We start from the raw sequence: 16,714 nt of genomic DNA on the forward strand, positions 1-16,714 counted from the left end.
AAAACCAGACCTGTCCGTGAATATTTTAACGGCGAGAAGGCTTGCGCCCGCGTGCTCCACCGCGCCCTGCCGCTTTGGGTTTTGCTGGCTTCTGAGTTACTGAAGACGCACGACGTGGCTGAGATTTGGCTGCCTGCCTTACCGGTTTAACCGGCATTTCCTCTTCAACGTCTTCCTCTATTTCTTCGTCAAACCCTTCTTCCTCAAGAAGCTCTGCTGCCTCTTCCAGAACTTCGGCTTCAAGTTCTTCTATTTCTTCTTCCAAGAGAGCAGCCAGATCTTCTGCAGCATTCTGCTTCCGCTTACGGCCGCCGCGCTTGGGTTTGCTTTCTGCATCACGAGGAAGAATTTCAACAAGGAACGCTTCCAACGGTGCCAAGCTATCAGCTTCTACGGGTTCACCGTTATCAACGGGTCCGATTTTGGTACCGTCGGTAAAGCTGGCTGTTACACGGCAAATGAATTTTTTAGCTGCGGCCCCTTTCAGGCGCACACATAAACCCAAAATAGGCAATGCCATGCCGCGGCTGCCACAATACTGGCCACCTTCCACCCACGGAGAAAGCCAACCCTTACCCAAAACAGCCTGATATTCAATATCATCAGACTGGATCAGATGAGCTGGTGCAATACCAAAACCTTCAATCCACGCCTGACTACCCGGAACCCCCATCCATTCACCAAGAATGCCGGTAACATCACCTCGCCGTTGAATATGCGCGCCGATTTCGGGCTTCTGAACCAGTGGAGCTTCTGCTGGTGCAGTTTCTTTTGGTGCTTCTGCCTCAGATACCACAGGCATCGCAGCAGGGACAGGAACTGGCAGCGGATCAGATTCCGCACTCAGCTGAATCACCTGCAAACGCGGCGCATCATGCCGGGTGTTCAGTTCCTGATAAATGGTGATCATCACCTGTGCTGGACCACGACGTACACGCACTAGCGCAGCATTGTTTCTGCCGCCCATCCAGCCATCTTGCTCAAACGTGACAATCTGTACATTGCCCGGGACAGAAACAGGTGGAAGAGAAACACGAACCCCAGGCAAACCGGCAGATGTTGGCGGCTGCTGACCTGTTGCATGGCTGATACAGAACAGACCGGTCTGGAGTGTCATCAGATGACCTGTGACTTTCAGATCAGTAATCCGCTGCTGGCTTGCCTGAGACATAAAACCTCTTCCATCCTAAATTTTCAGCTAAACTGTAAAACAAAAAAACACCAGTAAGTAAAGAAAGAGTTAGGCAAGCGAAAGCCTTCTTTTGTTCTGCAATTCCCTACCCTTTTCCAGTAATTTTTTATTCAACTCCCGTATGGAAATACCAAATGGCACCACACTCCCCAAACCTGTAGCACGAATGCGTTCTGCCGGAGCTCCCAAATCAAACGCAACAACATGTAACCCAGCTTTCCAAATATCTCCCAAAGCAAAGCACCATGTTTCTGGCCATACAGATGGAAGTAAGGCAATATCGGCATCTACTGCATGAATTAAGGAAACAACATCCTCTTTTTGAAATTGACCTGTTACAAAAATGCGTCCTGTTTTTAATAATGTTGCATCATCCGGCGTATGTCCTACCACCACAAATTCCAAAGGCAGATCGTACAAAGCAGCATCCACCGCAGCCTCAAACAAAATATTATAGCCTTTTTGTGGGCCTATACCGCCCACAACACACACCCGGATGCGCGATGTGGCGCGCTTAAGCCCCTGCGCCAAAAATGCACTTGCCTGTGCGGTTTTCCGCTCCACCGGCTCTGGAATCTGAAACTGCTTTTTTAAAAAACTGTCTTTTTCTAACCTTTGCACTGTAAACGGAACATCGGGGAAATATTTTTCCAATCTCCGCCCCGTATCACGTGATGGCACAAAAACCTGCTCTGCTTTTTGCAGAAAAGCATGTGCCACCTTGCGATAGGCCGCAACACTGGAGGTATCATCCACATGCCGACCAAGCACCGTCACACACACTTCACATGTTGCCACGTCTGGTTCACCGCAATAACGGTTTTTCCACCCCATCAATGAAATGCGGGGGCAAAACCAGATATAATCATGCACAAACACATCATATATACATTTTAAACGTGCTGGCAGATCTTTAACCTGCTGATCATGACCAGTTATTTGATGGAACTCTATCCATCTCACACCTTCTGCACGCAAAATCCGCAGCAGGAGCCCCATTTCCTTGGTAAACGTAAAACATAGGGAAGGATATTTTACCTTGCTTCCTCCATCTTCCAGCAGACATCCTTGCTCAGATGGGCGGAGAATAAGCGGGCGTATTTTTCGATCACGCCAAAAGTCTACGCGTTCCTGTACGACCTTTTCCACGCCACCACCTGCGGCATGCGTAACCAACAAGACCGCCTGATCTGAAAAATCTTCTGCCCTGTCACTTCTAAACCGGACAAGATCTAGGCGCCTGCGTTCCGCAAAAAGAGGATCTGCTGCCATCCATCGCGCAACGTAATCATGATACCCCGGATGCAATTGCTCCAGAACCTTTTGGTTCCGTAGCATTAAAGGGCTAGCACTTTCCCCAAACGAACTACTGCCAACATGCGCTACAAAAACACCAGTGGCTGCCATGTGCTTCCACCCAAGAGCACGTGCGCGCATACAAAAATCGTTTTCCTCACCATAGCCTTGCGCAAACACATCCTCACGCAACAACCCTGTCTGCTGCAAGCAATCATGGCGAATATACATGCAAAAACCGTGAGCAGTAGGCACTTCTACACTGCGCCCTGTATTGGCGGCCTGTGCCATTTGCATGAATAAATCTGTTTCTTCCAGATCTGGTACAAGATTTGTACCTTGTTGATCTGGATAGGAAAAAATACTGGCGTCATTAGAAAGTGGAGTGACTGTTCCTGTATCTGAGGCTGCATAGGCAACTTTCCGCAATGCTTGCAGCCATCCTTCTGGCACCAATGTATCACTGTTCAGCAATACAACATCATATCCAGAGAGATGACGAAGTGCTTCATTGACTGCACATGGGAACCCGCCATTGCGGGCCCTTGCCAGATACCGGAAACCCGCCTGCTGGCAAAAATCTGAAACAGAGGTGACCAATTCTGGCTCCGGGGATGCATCATTCACCACCCAAACGTGCACGGATGCCCTTGGTTTCAGACTTGCCTGCACACTCTGCAAACAAGCCAAAGTACGCATGGCATTTTTAAACACTGGAATGACAATAACAGTTTCAGCCGTATCCCCCGAAACCTTTGGCTGTGCGTTACCCTCATCCATAACTGGAATAGGTATAATTTTTGGAATAGATACGTGTGTTCGAGGCGGTTCCTTACCTTTACTCCGCTCTGCCATATAAGATGCACTCTGGCTGGCTGCAGAACGTAGTATATCCGGATCTATTGGGCTACCGGCGAGATCTTTTCCGTCTGGACCTATCACTCTTACCGGAGCTTCCGGCAGAGCAGAAAAAGGAACTGTAAACGCTCTATATCGCGCTAATGGCTGTTTGGAACTCACAGAGTTACAAAAATCTTCCGCACAAAATGTTAGAATTTTCTTATTATTTTTCGCATCTCGAATATCTAAAACGGGTGCATTATCAGAATCATGCGGCTGCCAGACCCAGCCTGTCAGCCCCTTCTCCCCAACGTCCACCAGTCCTTCACACTGCACGATCTTTTGTGGGCACACGCCACTATCTGGAAAAGAGATGCCGTGAGAAGACATTATGCAAAGTGTGCGCGCCGTTTGCCATCCTGCAGGACAAAACCATGCTCCCTTTTTACGCACGGCTTTTTTGATTTTGCCATCAACAACCAGTTGCAGCCCTTTTGCCGGAAGGCCTACCCCTACAATTTGGCCATTTCCCTGCAATCCATACCAACAGGAAACACCATTTAAACGGGTAATAATTGTTGCCAGTTTTTCTATATCTGGTGTGCACGCATAATATGTAAGCAAATGCCGAATAGCGAGTAAGGCCTGGTAACCCACTCTATTGGCCTGCTTTAATGTTGCCAGCAGACTCCATCCCTCGCGAAAATCAAATTTTTCTAAAAGCTGATCTAAAAGTTTAATGGCGCCTTCATTATCCCCAACAGCCTGACGCGCCAAAACCAGTGCAAACATAACGTGTGGGTTATCACGCGCTTGTCTGTTGGCTCTTTCCAACCAATCACGCGCAAGAGCATGAGACCCTGCCTGCCAAGCGGCATTCCCCTGCCTGAAAGATTCCTGCGCTAAGGCACTTGCGCGCTGTTCATATGCTATTCGGTCTGCCTCCGTGACAAACCCTGCCTGCTGACTCTCAGACTGATTCAGGGCGGCCATGGACATGCACCTATTCTTTTAATGATACTGTGAAAATAAAATGCTAAACCTTTTGGAATTTTCAGGAATTTTTCTAGGAAGGTGTTTGCGCACCTTCACCAACACCAAGCTTGGAAAGCTCAATACTTGCCTGCAAAACATTTTGTTTTTCTGCTTTCCGATACCAAGCTCTGGCCCCTTCCAGATCCTTGTCTCCGCCAATGCCGTTGGCCAGATAACGCCCCATCATCAACTGCGCGAGGCCATGACCACCTTCAGCTGCTTGTTGAAACCATGACCGTGCCAGAACCAAATCTTCTGGAACCTCATGGCCGCCGCCATACATGGCACCAATAGAAAACATAGCATCCACATTGCCAGATTCAGCGGCTTTTTTATACCACTGCAAAGCCTCTGGATGGTCTTTTACGCCACCTGTTCCTGTAATCAGCAAGTGCCCATAGGCAAGCTGAGCTTCGGTCATGCCAGATTCAGCGGCCTTTTCCATCCACTCCCGCCCTTCTTGCGGGTTCCGTTCTGCCCCTCGCCCTTCTAGCAGCATACGTCCGTACCAATACTGCGCATTCACGACTTTATCGGCAGCTTTACGAATCCACTTAAGAGCCTCTTCCTCATTTTTCTGGGAACCCACCCCTTGAGCGAGTGCAACCCCTACGTTGAACGCGGCCAGAAAATCATCCTGCGCTGCAGCGTTTCGATAACATTCCAGAACTTCGGCAGCCTCTGCAGTGGGGACAACGCCAGCCAAGGCCAGATTACCCAATTCAGCCGTGGCTTCCTTATCACCTTGTTCTGCTGCAATCTTGAACCACTGCGCGGCGGCCTGTGGGTCTTTGGGCACCCCTACACCAGTGAGATAAATATTGCCTAATGTACGGCTAGATGCCGCGTGCCCCTGATCTGAAGCAAAACGATACCAAGAAATAGCTTCGGCATAATTGGGGGGCATCTCGCCACCCCGTCCGTGCATATCCCCCAAAATGGCAGCGGCTTCAGCATCTCCTGCCAAAGCGGCACGTCTTAGCCATGTTTCTCCTCGTACAGTATCACGCGCAACACCTTTGCCAGAAAGTAGGGCCAAACCATATTTGGCCTGTGCACCACGCACTTTCTTTTCTGCTGCTTTTGCAAAATACTTTGTGGATTCAGTAATGTTTTGTGGAACGCCAATACCACGTTCCGTCATAACCCCCATAAGATACAGGGCAGTACCCATATCACCATCAGCCGCTTTTTTAAGCTCGACTGCAGCGGCCTTGTAATCTTCCTGTGTTTTTGCCTGTGCCAGTGCGGCAAGCCCAAGCCCTAAATGGCCCTGCACACATCCATTAGATGCAGCTTTTCGATACCACTCCAAAGCCTGTTCAGGATTACGAATATTTTCCGGACCAGCCGTTAAGATATATCCATACAGGGCCTGCCCATCTGCATATCCTGCATCTGCTGCACGCCGCGCCCATTCTTCAGCCTTAACAAAATCGGGCTCGCGCTTACTTTGCTCGGGTGCATCATCAAAAATGGATTTCGGAGAATCAGCATCCACTTCTTGTGGCAAACCGTGCAGGTATAATGTTGCCAGAACGAAAGAAGCCTGTGCCCATCCATTGTGACCTGCACGACGTACCCAGCGCGCACCTTCCACCAAATCTGGGGGAGCGCCTTGCGCTGTAAGATAGCACTGCCCAACTAAAAATTGAGCTTCAGCACTTCCTTCTCTCGCAAGAACAGCCAGCTTGCTAAATGCTTCTGCTGGCTGCTCTTTTAACTGTGTTTTGGCCTGTTCAAGTCGAGATTCAACATCTTTACCCGACTTCCCGAATGTTTTCTGAAACAGTTTCCAGACCAAAGCCCCGATCCTCTATACACAGAGTATTATATTACACCCTTTATCAATCAGGGTTCACGCATCCCATTGGACATCAATGGCACCATACTATTCAACAAATACTGCATGATCGTGCGCTTACCCACACGAATGTCCGCTGTAACTGGCATCCCCGGTTGAGGATGAAAGAAATTGGGCACGCCATGTAATGTATATTTATCAACCCGCAGACGGACACTGTAAAAAGACTTGGACGTATTATCTGGTGTCACCTCTTCCGAGCTTGGCCCATTACTTCCACCCGATACAAAAGAATCCGCACTAATGGTTTTAACTGTTGCTTCTGCACCACCATATTGCTGGTAAGGGAAGGTCGCAAATTTCACCTGTGCTTTATCACCAAGCCTTACAAAGCCGGCATCCTGCCCAGACATAACTGTTTCAATTTCCAACCCTTTCCCTACAGGCACAAGGGTTATCAATTTTTCTGCTGGGGTCACAACAGACCCAACAGAAATTTTAGCAATATTCAGTACAATAGCGTCCTCATCAGCTTTCAGCGCTACCATACTACTATGTAAAATGGCTTTTTGGTACGCGCCTTTCGCTTCTGCAAGTTTATGCTGTGCTACTATTAAATCTTTATAAATTTCGGCTTTCCAAGTTTGAATATAGCCTTCTTTTTCGGAAACTGCGGCAGCCAACTTGTTGCGGGTGGAAGCTGCCTGCTGCTGAGCCGAAATCTGCGAACGTTCAACTTCCATCAACTCATTCTGAGCACTCAAAGTAGATAGTCGGCTCCCTACCTGGTCCTTCTGAAGCTCCATACGCATTTTATGCACATCACCAGCCACCTTGGAACGCGCGGCATACATTGCAGCATTTGCAACATAACCCTGCAAGTCACTTTGCAAACTGGCAATCTGCTTATTATAATTTTCAACCTTAGCGTTAAATTCAGCCATACGCCGCAAATAAGCCTCACCCTGCGGTAACGAAGCCAGATTATTCACATCAGGTTTATAGTCCTGCCCATTCGCTTCGGCCGTAAGGCGATCCACTTCAGCTTGGTACTGATCCATCTGGGTTTTCAGATTTTCACTATCTGCGCCCGCCTGCGTAGGATCCAAATAAGTTAAAACATCGCCTTTATGAACAAAATCCCCTTCTCTCACATCAATCGAGCGGATGATTGATGTATCCAGCGGCTGGATCACAAGCGATGGCTCACTAGAAACCAAACGACCTTGAGTAGAAACAATACGGTCAAGCGGGAAGGTTGTCATTCCAATCATGGAAAACAGCACCAGCCCGCCAATCACCCAAATAATATACTGCGCACTGGGGGTAGGCGGCATATTAACCAGTGCCGCTGTTGGAGAATGAAACTCCAAGAGCGCAACGGGCATATCACCTTGTGCATAGGGATCATCAGCCTGCTTGAGAAAATCATCCGAAACCGGCAAGACGGCCTGCTGCTGCTTGTCATCAGATGGATCGTTCGGCACGACCTGTGCATCCTGTTCGCTCATGGGATTATTCTCCTTCCGCGATCAAAGATGCATCTGCAGAAGAAGCGCGTCCTTCTGTATGCCGGTTTTGCTGCATCCAAAGTGTCCGATAAATATCGCACCGTTCAAGCAGAACATCATGTGGCGCAATATCAACCACTTCCCCTTGATCCATCACACAAATCTGATCACAGTTTACAAGAGAAGATAGACGGTGAGAAACAATAACCATCGTACGGCCTTTACCAATCCGCTCCAGATTGGCGTTCACCAAAGCTTCACTTTCTGGATCCAGCGCTGACGTTGCTTCATCCAAAATCATCAGCTTAGGATCTGTAATCACAGCACGCGCAATAGCAAGCCGCTGACGCTGCCCCCCAGAAATATTGGTTGAACCTTCTTCAATGAAGGTTTCATAACCAGCGGGCATCCGTTCAATAAACTCTTCGGCCCCAGCCATTCTGGCTGCATGCACTACGTCATCAATCGTAAATCCGGGACGACCTGCCGTAATGTTATCATAAATGGTGCCGCGGAACAGAAAGTTATCCTGCAACACCACACCAAAAGACCGGCGCAAGTGGGTAAGATTGATTTCACGCAAATCAACACCATCCAGCTTGAGATAGCCCGTATAAGATCGACTCACCCCTTGCAACAAACGTGTAATGGTGGATTTACCAGATCCGCTTCGGCCAACAAGACCCAGCATAGTACCGGCTGGCACGGAGAAATTGACGTTCTTCAGCGCCAATCGCGTAGATCCAGGGTAAGAGAAGTTCACGTCCTCAAACGAAAGCGCCCCTTTGATACGTGGGCGCATACCTGTTGTTAGTGCTCTTGTTTCTGTGGGTTGGTTCAGGACCGAGGCAGCCTCTCCCAACGATGCCATAACTTCGTTGAACTCGTCCATGAGCCTTGCCAAGCCAACCAGAGGTGATGCAACGCGCCCCCCCAGCATCATAAAAGCAACCAAGCCCCCCATACCTACGGAAGAAGAGCTAGAAAGCGCCAGATAAGCACCCACCAGAATAATGCCACGACTGATAAACAGATCAATCGGCATAACTATTGTTTGGGTCCAGTTGGAAAAACGCCCTACTGCAAGTTTCCAACGAATAACATTTGCTGTGGCATCATCCCACGCCTGTTTACGAATAGGTTCCAAAGCAAGTGTTTTGAGGGTGCGGATACCCGCAACGCTTTCGTACAGAACGGCACTTCTATCCCGATCAGCAGCAAGCTGTTCCGCCATGAGTTTGGCAAGCGGGCTCATAGCAATCACAACAACCAAGCCAATAAGGCCTGCACAGGCGACTGTCATCCAAGCCAGCGTTGAACTGAGAATAAAGAGGAAGGGCAGAATAACAACAAGTGTAAACAAGTCCAGAACGGTATTCATTAACCGTCCTGTCAAAAAATCTCGCACTTTATAAATAGCTGTCACACGCCCAAGCACGTTCCCCGCCTGCTGACGCTCAAAGTACTCCAGCGGCAAAGACAAAAGACGACTGAAAAGATGCAGGGAAATACGAGAATCAATGCGTGTTGTCAGCACCATAGACAACTCACGCCGCCCATAGCTGATAAGCACTTCGTAAAGTGAAAATATAAATAGCAGCCCAGAAATTGACACAAGCGTCGACATGGAATGGTAATTCACCACTTTATCGATAACCTGCATAACAATAAGCGGCGGAAAAATCTGCAGAACACTTAGTGTCATGGATGCAATACCAATATCGCGCAAAGAGCGTTTTTCACGCAGCACCATATTGGCCAACCAGCCAAGACTGATCGGCGCATCAGCTTCTGTTTCCCCTTTGCGCCGTTTGATAAGAAGAATATCGCCTGTCCATATCTGAGACAGACGCAACTCATCTACAGGCACAGCAGCCACAGCCGCGCCTTTAAGCGGATCCTGCAGCCATACGACCCCACGATCTGGTGTCGCATTCACCATCAGCGCGGCAGAACCATCGCGGAACATCAGAACAATCGGCGGGGAGTTGGCCATCTTGACAAGATAACGCCACTTAATCCGCACAGCCTTTGCGACTGCGCCCTGTTCTTCCAACCAGCGCACCAATGTTGCGGGGGATGGCGTATCTTCTCCCGGTTCCGCTGCAAAATCACGGATATCCAGTTCCAGACCATGATATTTGGCCGCTGCAACAACAGCTTTTAACCGGATAACAGGCGCAGAAACGGGAGCTCCCTGACCGCGATCTGTATCTGAAGGAGAACCGGCCTGTTCCGGCACATGATCAGTCTGGTCCACGCACAACCCTTTTGGTTAAACCAACTTAACAATACAGCGTACCGCACAAATACAGCAGATACGTTCCTGCCCGGCACATGCGCCGTTATGACAGGAGAAGACACAGTCTCCAAGTTTTTCTGTGTAGGTTATTGCAAAATATGTAAAGAAAACTGAGTAGTAATAAAGGCAGAAAACTGGCTTTAAGCGACAAATTTATAAAAAGAATTTAAAAATCCTTCTTTCTGCAATCGTTTCTGCACACGTTCTGCTTCATTTTTGCGGCATACAACCCACACAGATTGGTAAGGTGCACAGCGCCCTAAAACGCTTTCCTGAGCACGCGCCAGCAAAAAGGCCGATAAGCTGCCTTGCCCGGTACAGCACACACAATGCGCGGCATGCTGCCCCACCTCTCCATTCCAACGCCAAATATGGCACCACCCTGCATTCTGTTCTTGCGTTATTTCTGTATTAACAAATAAAAGCGCATCTTCATGGTCATCAGACTTCTTGTCTGGCACCGATATACAAACATGAAGCATGATCCGCCCATCTCTAGGCTTTACGCTCTGCTCTATAAGGCTAGTGGACATACGGGCTGCTCTCTGGAATAACGTGAAGCCTTGTGCTTTGCGGTGTTGGGAAAGCACCCTTCCCTTTCCTTTTATATTTTATGGTCGCCATGTCTTCTCGTCTGCCCCTTCTTGATGCCCTCCGTGATCAGGTTCTGCTTTGTGATGGAGGCATGGGCTCACGTATCCAGATGCTGGATCTGGATGTCCAGCGTGATTACTGGGGGCAGGAAAACTGCACCGAGATTCTCACGCTCTCACGCCCGGAACTTATCCGTGAAATCCACCGCGGTTATTTTGAAGCCGGCGCAGACATGGTGGAAACCAATACGTTTGGTGGCTCTCCCATCACACTGGGTGAATTTGGTCTGACAGACAAAGCACGGGAAATCAACAAGAACTCCGCCATATTGGCGCACGAAGCTGCAGAAAGCTTTGCCGATGGCCGCACCCGCTATGTTCTGGGCTCCATGGGCCCCGGCACCAAGCTGCCCTCTCTGGGCAATATTGATTACGATAGCCTTGAAGCCGCTCTGGCAGAACAAGCCCGTGGCCTGATTGAAGGCGGCGTAGACGCAATCCTGATTGAAACCTGCCAAGACACACTTCAGATCAAGGCAGCTGTAAACGGCGTAAAGATTGCACGGAAAGAACTGGGCACCACAACCCCGATTTTTGTGCAGGTCACGGTAGAAACCACAGGCACCTTGCTGGTTGGGCCGGACATTGCTGCGGCAGCCACAGTCATTCATAGCCTTGATGTGGATCTGATGGGCCTGAACTGCGCAACCGGCCCACAGGAAATGGCCGAACACGTGAAATGGCTGTCTGAAAACTGGCCGCGACTCATTTCCGTGCAGCCCAATGCGGGTTTACCAGAACTGGTGAACGGCCAGACCCATTACCCTCTTACACCCGCAGAAATGGCCACATGGGTTGAGCGCTTTATTACAGAGGATGGCCTGAACCTGATTGGGGGCTGCTGTGGCACCTCCACCCCACATACAGAAGCATTGGATGCCATGTTGCGCCGCCGTGCAGAAGGCACTGGCCGCCTACGCCCTGCCCCTGTGCCGCGCACATCCGTATGGGTGCCTTCTGTTGCCAGCCTTTATTCTCAGGTGCCCCTCCGGCAGGAAAACGCCTATTTCTCCATTGGGGAACGTTGCAATGCCAACGGCTCCAAAAAATGGCGTGAACTCCAGGAAGCGCATGACTGGGATGGTTGCGTAACCGTTGGGCGTGAGCAGATCCGTGAAGGCTCCAACGCGCTGGATATCTGCACAGCTTTTGTAGGCCGTAACGAACGTGCAGAAATGGATGAAGTGATCAAGCGCTTCACCTCATCCGTAAATGCACCACTGGTAATTGATTCCACCGAAACGCCGGTTATTGAGGCAGCCCTCAAGCTACACGGCGGCAAACCCATCATCAACTCCATCAACTTTGAAGATGGCGAAGGCCCTGCATCAGACCGCATGGAGCTGGCCCGCAAGTTTGGCGCCGCTGTTGTTGCCCTGACCATTGATGAAGAGGGCATGGCCCGCAAGCCGGAAGACAAGCTGCGTATTGCCAGCCGCCTTGTAGACTTTGCCTGCAAAAAATACGGTCTGCCACAGTCTGACCTGATGATTGACCCCCTCACCTTCACAATCGCCACCGGTGCGGAAGATGACCGCAAACTGGGGCAGTGGACCCTTGAGGGCATTAAAATGATTCGGGATGCCTTCCCGGATATTCAGATTGTGCTCGGCCTCTCCAATATTTCCTTCGGGCTGAATCCTGCGGCACGTGCCGTGCTGAACTCGGTCTATCTGGACCACGCCGTTAAAGCGGGCATGACAGCCGCCATTGTGCATGTTTCCAAAATCCGTCCTCTGCACCTGATTGCCCCTGAGGAAGTGAAGGTTGCGGAAGACCTGATTTTTGACCGCCGCACAGAAGATTACGATCCACTGCAAACGCTTCTGGCCATGTTTGCAGATCGTAAAGCCGCAGATGCGGTGAAGCGCAAACGGGCTGAAACAGCAGAAGAACGCCTGAAAGACCGCATTGTTGATGGCGACAGAAAAGGGCTGGAAGCAGACCTTGAAGAAGCCATGCAGAACATGGCCCCGCTGGATATCATCAACACTGTTCTGCTGGATGGCATGAAGGTGGTTGGGGAGCTGTTTGGTGCAGGCAAGATGCAGCTACCATTCGTACTGCAATCTGCCGAAACCATGAAAGCCGCTGTGGCCTATCTGGAACCGCATATGGAGCGGATAGATGGCCAGCAACGCGGCACAATCGTGCTGGCTACGGTTAAAGGTGACGTGCACGATATCGGCAAGAACCTTGTGGATATCATTCTCACCAACAATGGGTATCGCGTTGTTAATCTGGGCATCAAAGTGCCTGTGCAGGATATGATTGACGCTGCGCGCAAGGAAAAGGCCGATGCCATTGGCATGTCTGGCCTGTTGGTGAAGTCCACCGTTATCATGCGCGAAAATTTGGAAGAAATCTCCCGCGCTGGGCTGGATACACCCGTTCTGTTGGGTGGTGCCGCACTTACCCGCAACTATGTGGAAGAAGATTGCGTTGCCGCCTATGCGCCTACAGGCCGTGTAGCCTACGCGCGTGATGCCTTTGATGGTCTGACGCTTATGGACCAGATCAGCCAGAAGAAGTTTGATGATTATCTGGCAGCCATCCAGAAACGGCGCGAAGGTAAAGCCACACGCACCAATGCCCGCACGCCAGAAACAGCAGAAACACGTGGCTTTGGCCCCGTTGATGTTGCTGCGGCCCGTGCACGGCGTGAACGCCTAACAGCAGATGAACCGCCCGTGGTTCCGCCATTCTGGGGTTCCCGCGTCTTGGAAGCTACGCCAGAAGCCGTTCTGCCATTCCTGAATGAACGCGCGCTTTATCAGTTCCAGTGGGGCTTCCGTAAACAAGGCCGCTCTTTGGATGATTTCTTGGTATGGGCGCGCCAAGAACTCCGTCCAATTCTGCGCCGGATGCTTGATCTGACAGCCAAAGAACACATTCTCAAACCGCAGGCTATTTACGGCTACTGGAAAGCCGCCGGAGATGGCAATAATCTGGTGCTGTTTGAAAAAGACGGCACAACCGAAGCCTGCCGCTTTACGCTACCACGCCAGCCCAAGGCGGATGGTGAATGTATTGCTGACTTTGTGCGCGACATCTCAGAGCCGGAACGTGATGTTATTGGCCTGCAGGTTGTAACCGTTGGCCAGAAAGCCTCTGATATTGCCCGTGATTGGTTTGAGGAAAACCGATATCAGGATTATCTGTATCTGCACGGTCTTTCCGTTGAAATGGCCGAAGCCATGGCCGAATACACCCACAAGCGTATCCGGGCAGAACTCGGCTTTGCCGGGGAAGATGCGCGGGATATGGAAAAACTGCTTCAGCAGGGATATCGCGGCTCTCGCTATTCCTTCGGATATCCGGCCTGCCCACGACTGGAAGATCAGCACCCCATTCTAGCCCTGCTGGACGCTGAACGTATTGGGGTTTCCTTAACAGATGGAGATCAACTCCATCCGGAACAGTCTACCTCTGCACTTGTTATTCTAAACAAGCACGCAAAATACTTCACAATCTAATACCATTGACCAAGGGTGAAGATGCAGCGCATCATTCACCTTATGGTTACTTCACCGCCACCTGCCTCTCCTCCAGCTAGTGCCGCGCTCAAGCGGCTCTGCCGGCAGGTCGGGCTCCATGCCACAAACTGTACTGCCGCGTTTATAGATAACCGGCAGCAGGATATCGTGCATGAAAGCACTTTGTTCCTGCAAACCCTGCACAAATTGTGGGAAAGCCAGGATGTTGATCCGGCCGAAGTATGGACAGAACTGCTGCGCAGGCTGGAAGTGGCCGAGCTGTTGATGAAGTTGAATCAACCTCCGCACCGAAAAAAAAGAAATGGCAAGGTTATGCGCCCTTGGCGCGTGACCACCAGCAAGCTGCCATAAAATACAGAAGCGCATGACAGGTCGCTCATTCATTGGCATAAAGCCTGCCTCATGGCTGCCATAGATGCCCTTTCCCTGCTGATTATTGGCCTGTCTGCCCTGCATGGTGCTTGGCGAGGGTTCACCCAGCATGCGCTAGGCTTTGTGAGCTGGGGCATTGCCATTGTGCTGGCGCTGCGCTTTCACGCAGCTTTTCTGCCTTTTGTGCAGCGCTTTATCACCTCCCCTACAGGCGCACAGATAGGCTCCTTTGCTCTGCTTCTGCTTGGGGTATTGTGCGCTGGTTATGTGCTTTCTGCTGTCATTGTCCGAATCGTCAAAGCCACCCCATTGGATGCGCTGGATCGGTTACTGGGCCTGCTTTTTGGAATTGTGCGCGGGATGTTTTTGGTGGTTGTGCTGTTTATGGCCGCACAATGGTTACTACAGCCCCAAGACATGGCCGCCCTGACAGAAGATAGCCGGCTTACCCCTTACATCCGGCTCGGCGCATCCCATATCCAGCCATATCTACCGGATTTAAGCGCAAAAGGGGTTGCGCGGAATCCTTCTACAGGTCATGACGCCACCTTGTGATCCCATACGGCCAGTTTCTGACCTTCTGCGGAGGCCCTGCACGCTTATGCTCGCCCATCCCACGCCGTCTGCTTCCTTGCCTGATCCACTGACACTGGATGATGATCATCCACACGAAGAATGTGCTGTCTTTGGTATCTGGAACGCTAAGGATGCTGCTCCCCTTACCACTCTGGGTTTGCACGCCCTACAACACCGCGGGCAAGAAGCCGCCGGTATTGTCTGTTTTGACCCGCAGGAACGTCGCTTCCACTCTCACCGAGGCCTTGGCCTTGTAAGTGATGTGTTTGCAGATTCCCGCGTTATGGCTACGCTAAAAGGCACACGCGCCATTGGTCATAACCGCTACGCCACAACAGGCGCCACGCTGCTGCGCAACGTGCAGCCGCTGTTTGCTGAATTTGCGTTTGGCGGCTTGGCCGTGGCCCATAACGGTAACCTGACCAATGCCGATACCCTGCGGAGCGAACTTATCCGCCGTGGCTGCCTGTTCCAGTCCACCACGGATTCGGAAGTTTTCATCCATCTGATTGCCATCTCCCTGTACGCAACAGTGGAAGACCGACTAATTGATGCGCTGAAACGGGTAACCGGCGCGTATTCACTGGTTGTGCTGTCTGAAGAGGCACTGATTGGTGTGCGTGACCCTATGGGTGTGCGCCCACTAGTGCTTGGCAAGCTACCTTCTGAAGATGGTAAGCAGCCCTCATGGGTTCTTGCATCAGAAACCTGTGGTCTGGACATTATCGGCGCAGAATTTGTGCGTGATGTGGAACCGGGCGAACTGGTTGTGATTGATGAAAACGGTATCCGCTCCCTGCGCCCGTTTGGTGATACGCACCCGCGTTTTTGCGTGTTTGAATACATCTACTTTGCTCGCCCAGACTCCGTTCTGGAAGGGTTGCCTGTTTACGAAGTGCGTAAGCAGATCGGCCACGAACTGGCGCGTGAAAGCCATGTAGATGCCGATGTCGTGGTGCCAGTGCCCGATTCAGGCGTGCCTTCAGCTATCGGTTATGCCGAAGCCAGCGGCATTCCTTTTGAACTCGGCATTATCCGCAACCATTACGTGGGCCGCACCTTTATCGAACCCACTGATCAGATCCGGCATTTGGGCGTGAAGATGAAACACTCTCCCAATCGCCCAATTCTGAGCGGCAAACGCGTTATTCTGGTGGATGATTCCATTGTGCGCGGCACCACATCCCGCAAGATTGTGGATATGGTGCGGGCTGCGGGGGCAACAGAAGTGCATATGCGCATTTCTTCCCCGCCCACTCGGCATTCCTGCTTCTATGGCATTGATACGCCAGAACGCAGCAAACTGCTGGCGGCCCAGAATGATCTGAAAGCTATGGCGGAATTGATTGGCGTGGATAGCCTTGCCTTTATTTCGCTAGACGGCTTGTACCGCGCCATGGGTTACAAAGACCGTCAGGCAAGCGATGCCCGCTATTGCGATGCCTGCTTTACGGGGGATTACCCTATTCCCTTGATCGACCATGATGCTGAGTTTGGCCCCGGCACTGCCTGAGGCCAGCAGCCTTACTAAATAAAAAAGCGGCCAAATTGGCCGCTTTTTTTGTAACTCTCACTCTCCATATTCTACGGCGTGTCGTCAGTTAAGCTCTGAGTGTGGCACGTGAGGGTTGTAGTT

Annotated in this window: 9 protein-coding genes; 4 read left to right on the forward strand and 5 right to left on the reverse strand. The window is 50.9% G+C overall.

Annotation, left to right across the window (positions count from 1 at the left end):
- Positions 1 to 25: 25 nt before the first annotated feature.
- From APA10_RS03985 to APA10_RS04005, 5 genes are all read right to left on the reverse strand, one after another.
- Complete coding sequence (locus tag APA10_RS03985; protein WP_003630148.1) at positions 26 to 1,171, reverse strand: hypothetical protein; 1,146 nt, start codon at positions 1,169 to 1,171, stop codon at positions 26 to 28.
- A 69-nt stretch (positions 1,172 to 1,240) separates the two neighbouring features.
- Positions 1,241 to 4,327 carry a glycosyltransferase gene (locus APA10_RS03990; protein ID WP_003630144.1) on the reverse strand — a complete coding sequence of 1,029 codons (3,087 nt, stop codon included), beginning with the start codon at positions 4,325 to 4,327 and terminating at the stop codon, positions 1,241 to 1,243.
- Between the two features lie 67 nt (positions 4,328 to 4,394).
- A complete protein-coding gene (locus APA10_RS03995) occupies positions 4,395 to 6,167 on the reverse strand; it encodes a tetratricopeptide repeat protein (RefSeq protein ID WP_003630141.1) in 1,773 nt (590 codons plus the stop codon).
- A 47-nt stretch (positions 6,168 to 6,214) separates the two neighbouring features.
- Positions 6,215 to 7,678 (reverse strand): HlyD family type I secretion periplasmic adaptor subunit, encoded by a 1,464-nt coding sequence (locus tag APA10_RS04000; protein ID WP_003630139.1) that lies wholly within the window; start codon positions 7,676 to 7,678, stop codon positions 6,215 to 6,217.
- A gap of 4 nt (positions 7,679 to 7,682) precedes the next feature.
- The gene (locus APA10_RS04005; RefSeq protein WP_003630137.1) at positions 7,683 to 9,938 is read right to left on the reverse strand and encodes a peptidase domain-containing ABC transporter; all 2,256 of its coding nucleotides are present in this window, start codon (positions 9,936 to 9,938) and stop codon (positions 7,683 to 7,685) included.
- Between the two features lie 664 nt (positions 9,939 to 10,602).
- On the opposite strand from APA10_RS04005, the gene metH reads away from it, so the two are divergent.
- From metH to purF, 4 genes are read left to right on the forward strand one after another with little or no spacing between them, the layout of a single operon-like run.
- Positions 10,603 to 14,109, forward strand: coding sequence for a methionine synthase (gene metH, locus APA10_RS04015; protein ID WP_035365958.1), 3,507 nt, complete (start codon positions 10,603 to 10,605; stop codon positions 14,107 to 14,109).
- A 21-nt stretch (positions 14,110 to 14,130) separates the two neighbouring features.
- Entirely contained in the window at positions 14,131 to 14,481 is a 351-nt protein-coding gene (locus APA10_RS04020; protein WP_003630131.1) for a hypothetical protein, read from the forward strand.
- 51 nt (positions 14,482 to 14,532) lie between these two features.
- Complete coding sequence (locus APA10_RS04025; protein ID WP_003630130.1) at positions 14,533 to 15,057, forward strand: CvpA family protein; 525 nt, start codon at positions 14,533 to 14,535, stop codon at positions 15,055 to 15,057.
- 46 nt (positions 15,058 to 15,103) lie between these two features.
- The gene (purF, locus tag APA10_RS04030) at positions 15,104 to 16,591 is read left to right on the forward strand and encodes an amidophosphoribosyltransferase (RefSeq protein ID WP_003630129.1); all 1,488 of its coding nucleotides are present in this window, start codon (positions 15,104 to 15,106) and stop codon (positions 16,589 to 16,591) included.
- Positions 16,592 to 16,714: the final 123 nt, after the last annotated feature.

Source organism: Acetobacter pasteurianus subsp. pasteurianus LMG 1262 = NBRC 106471, assembly GCF_000285275.1.
Lineage (GTDB): Bacteria > Pseudomonadota > Alphaproteobacteria > Acetobacterales > Acetobacteraceae > Acetobacter > Acetobacter pasteurianus.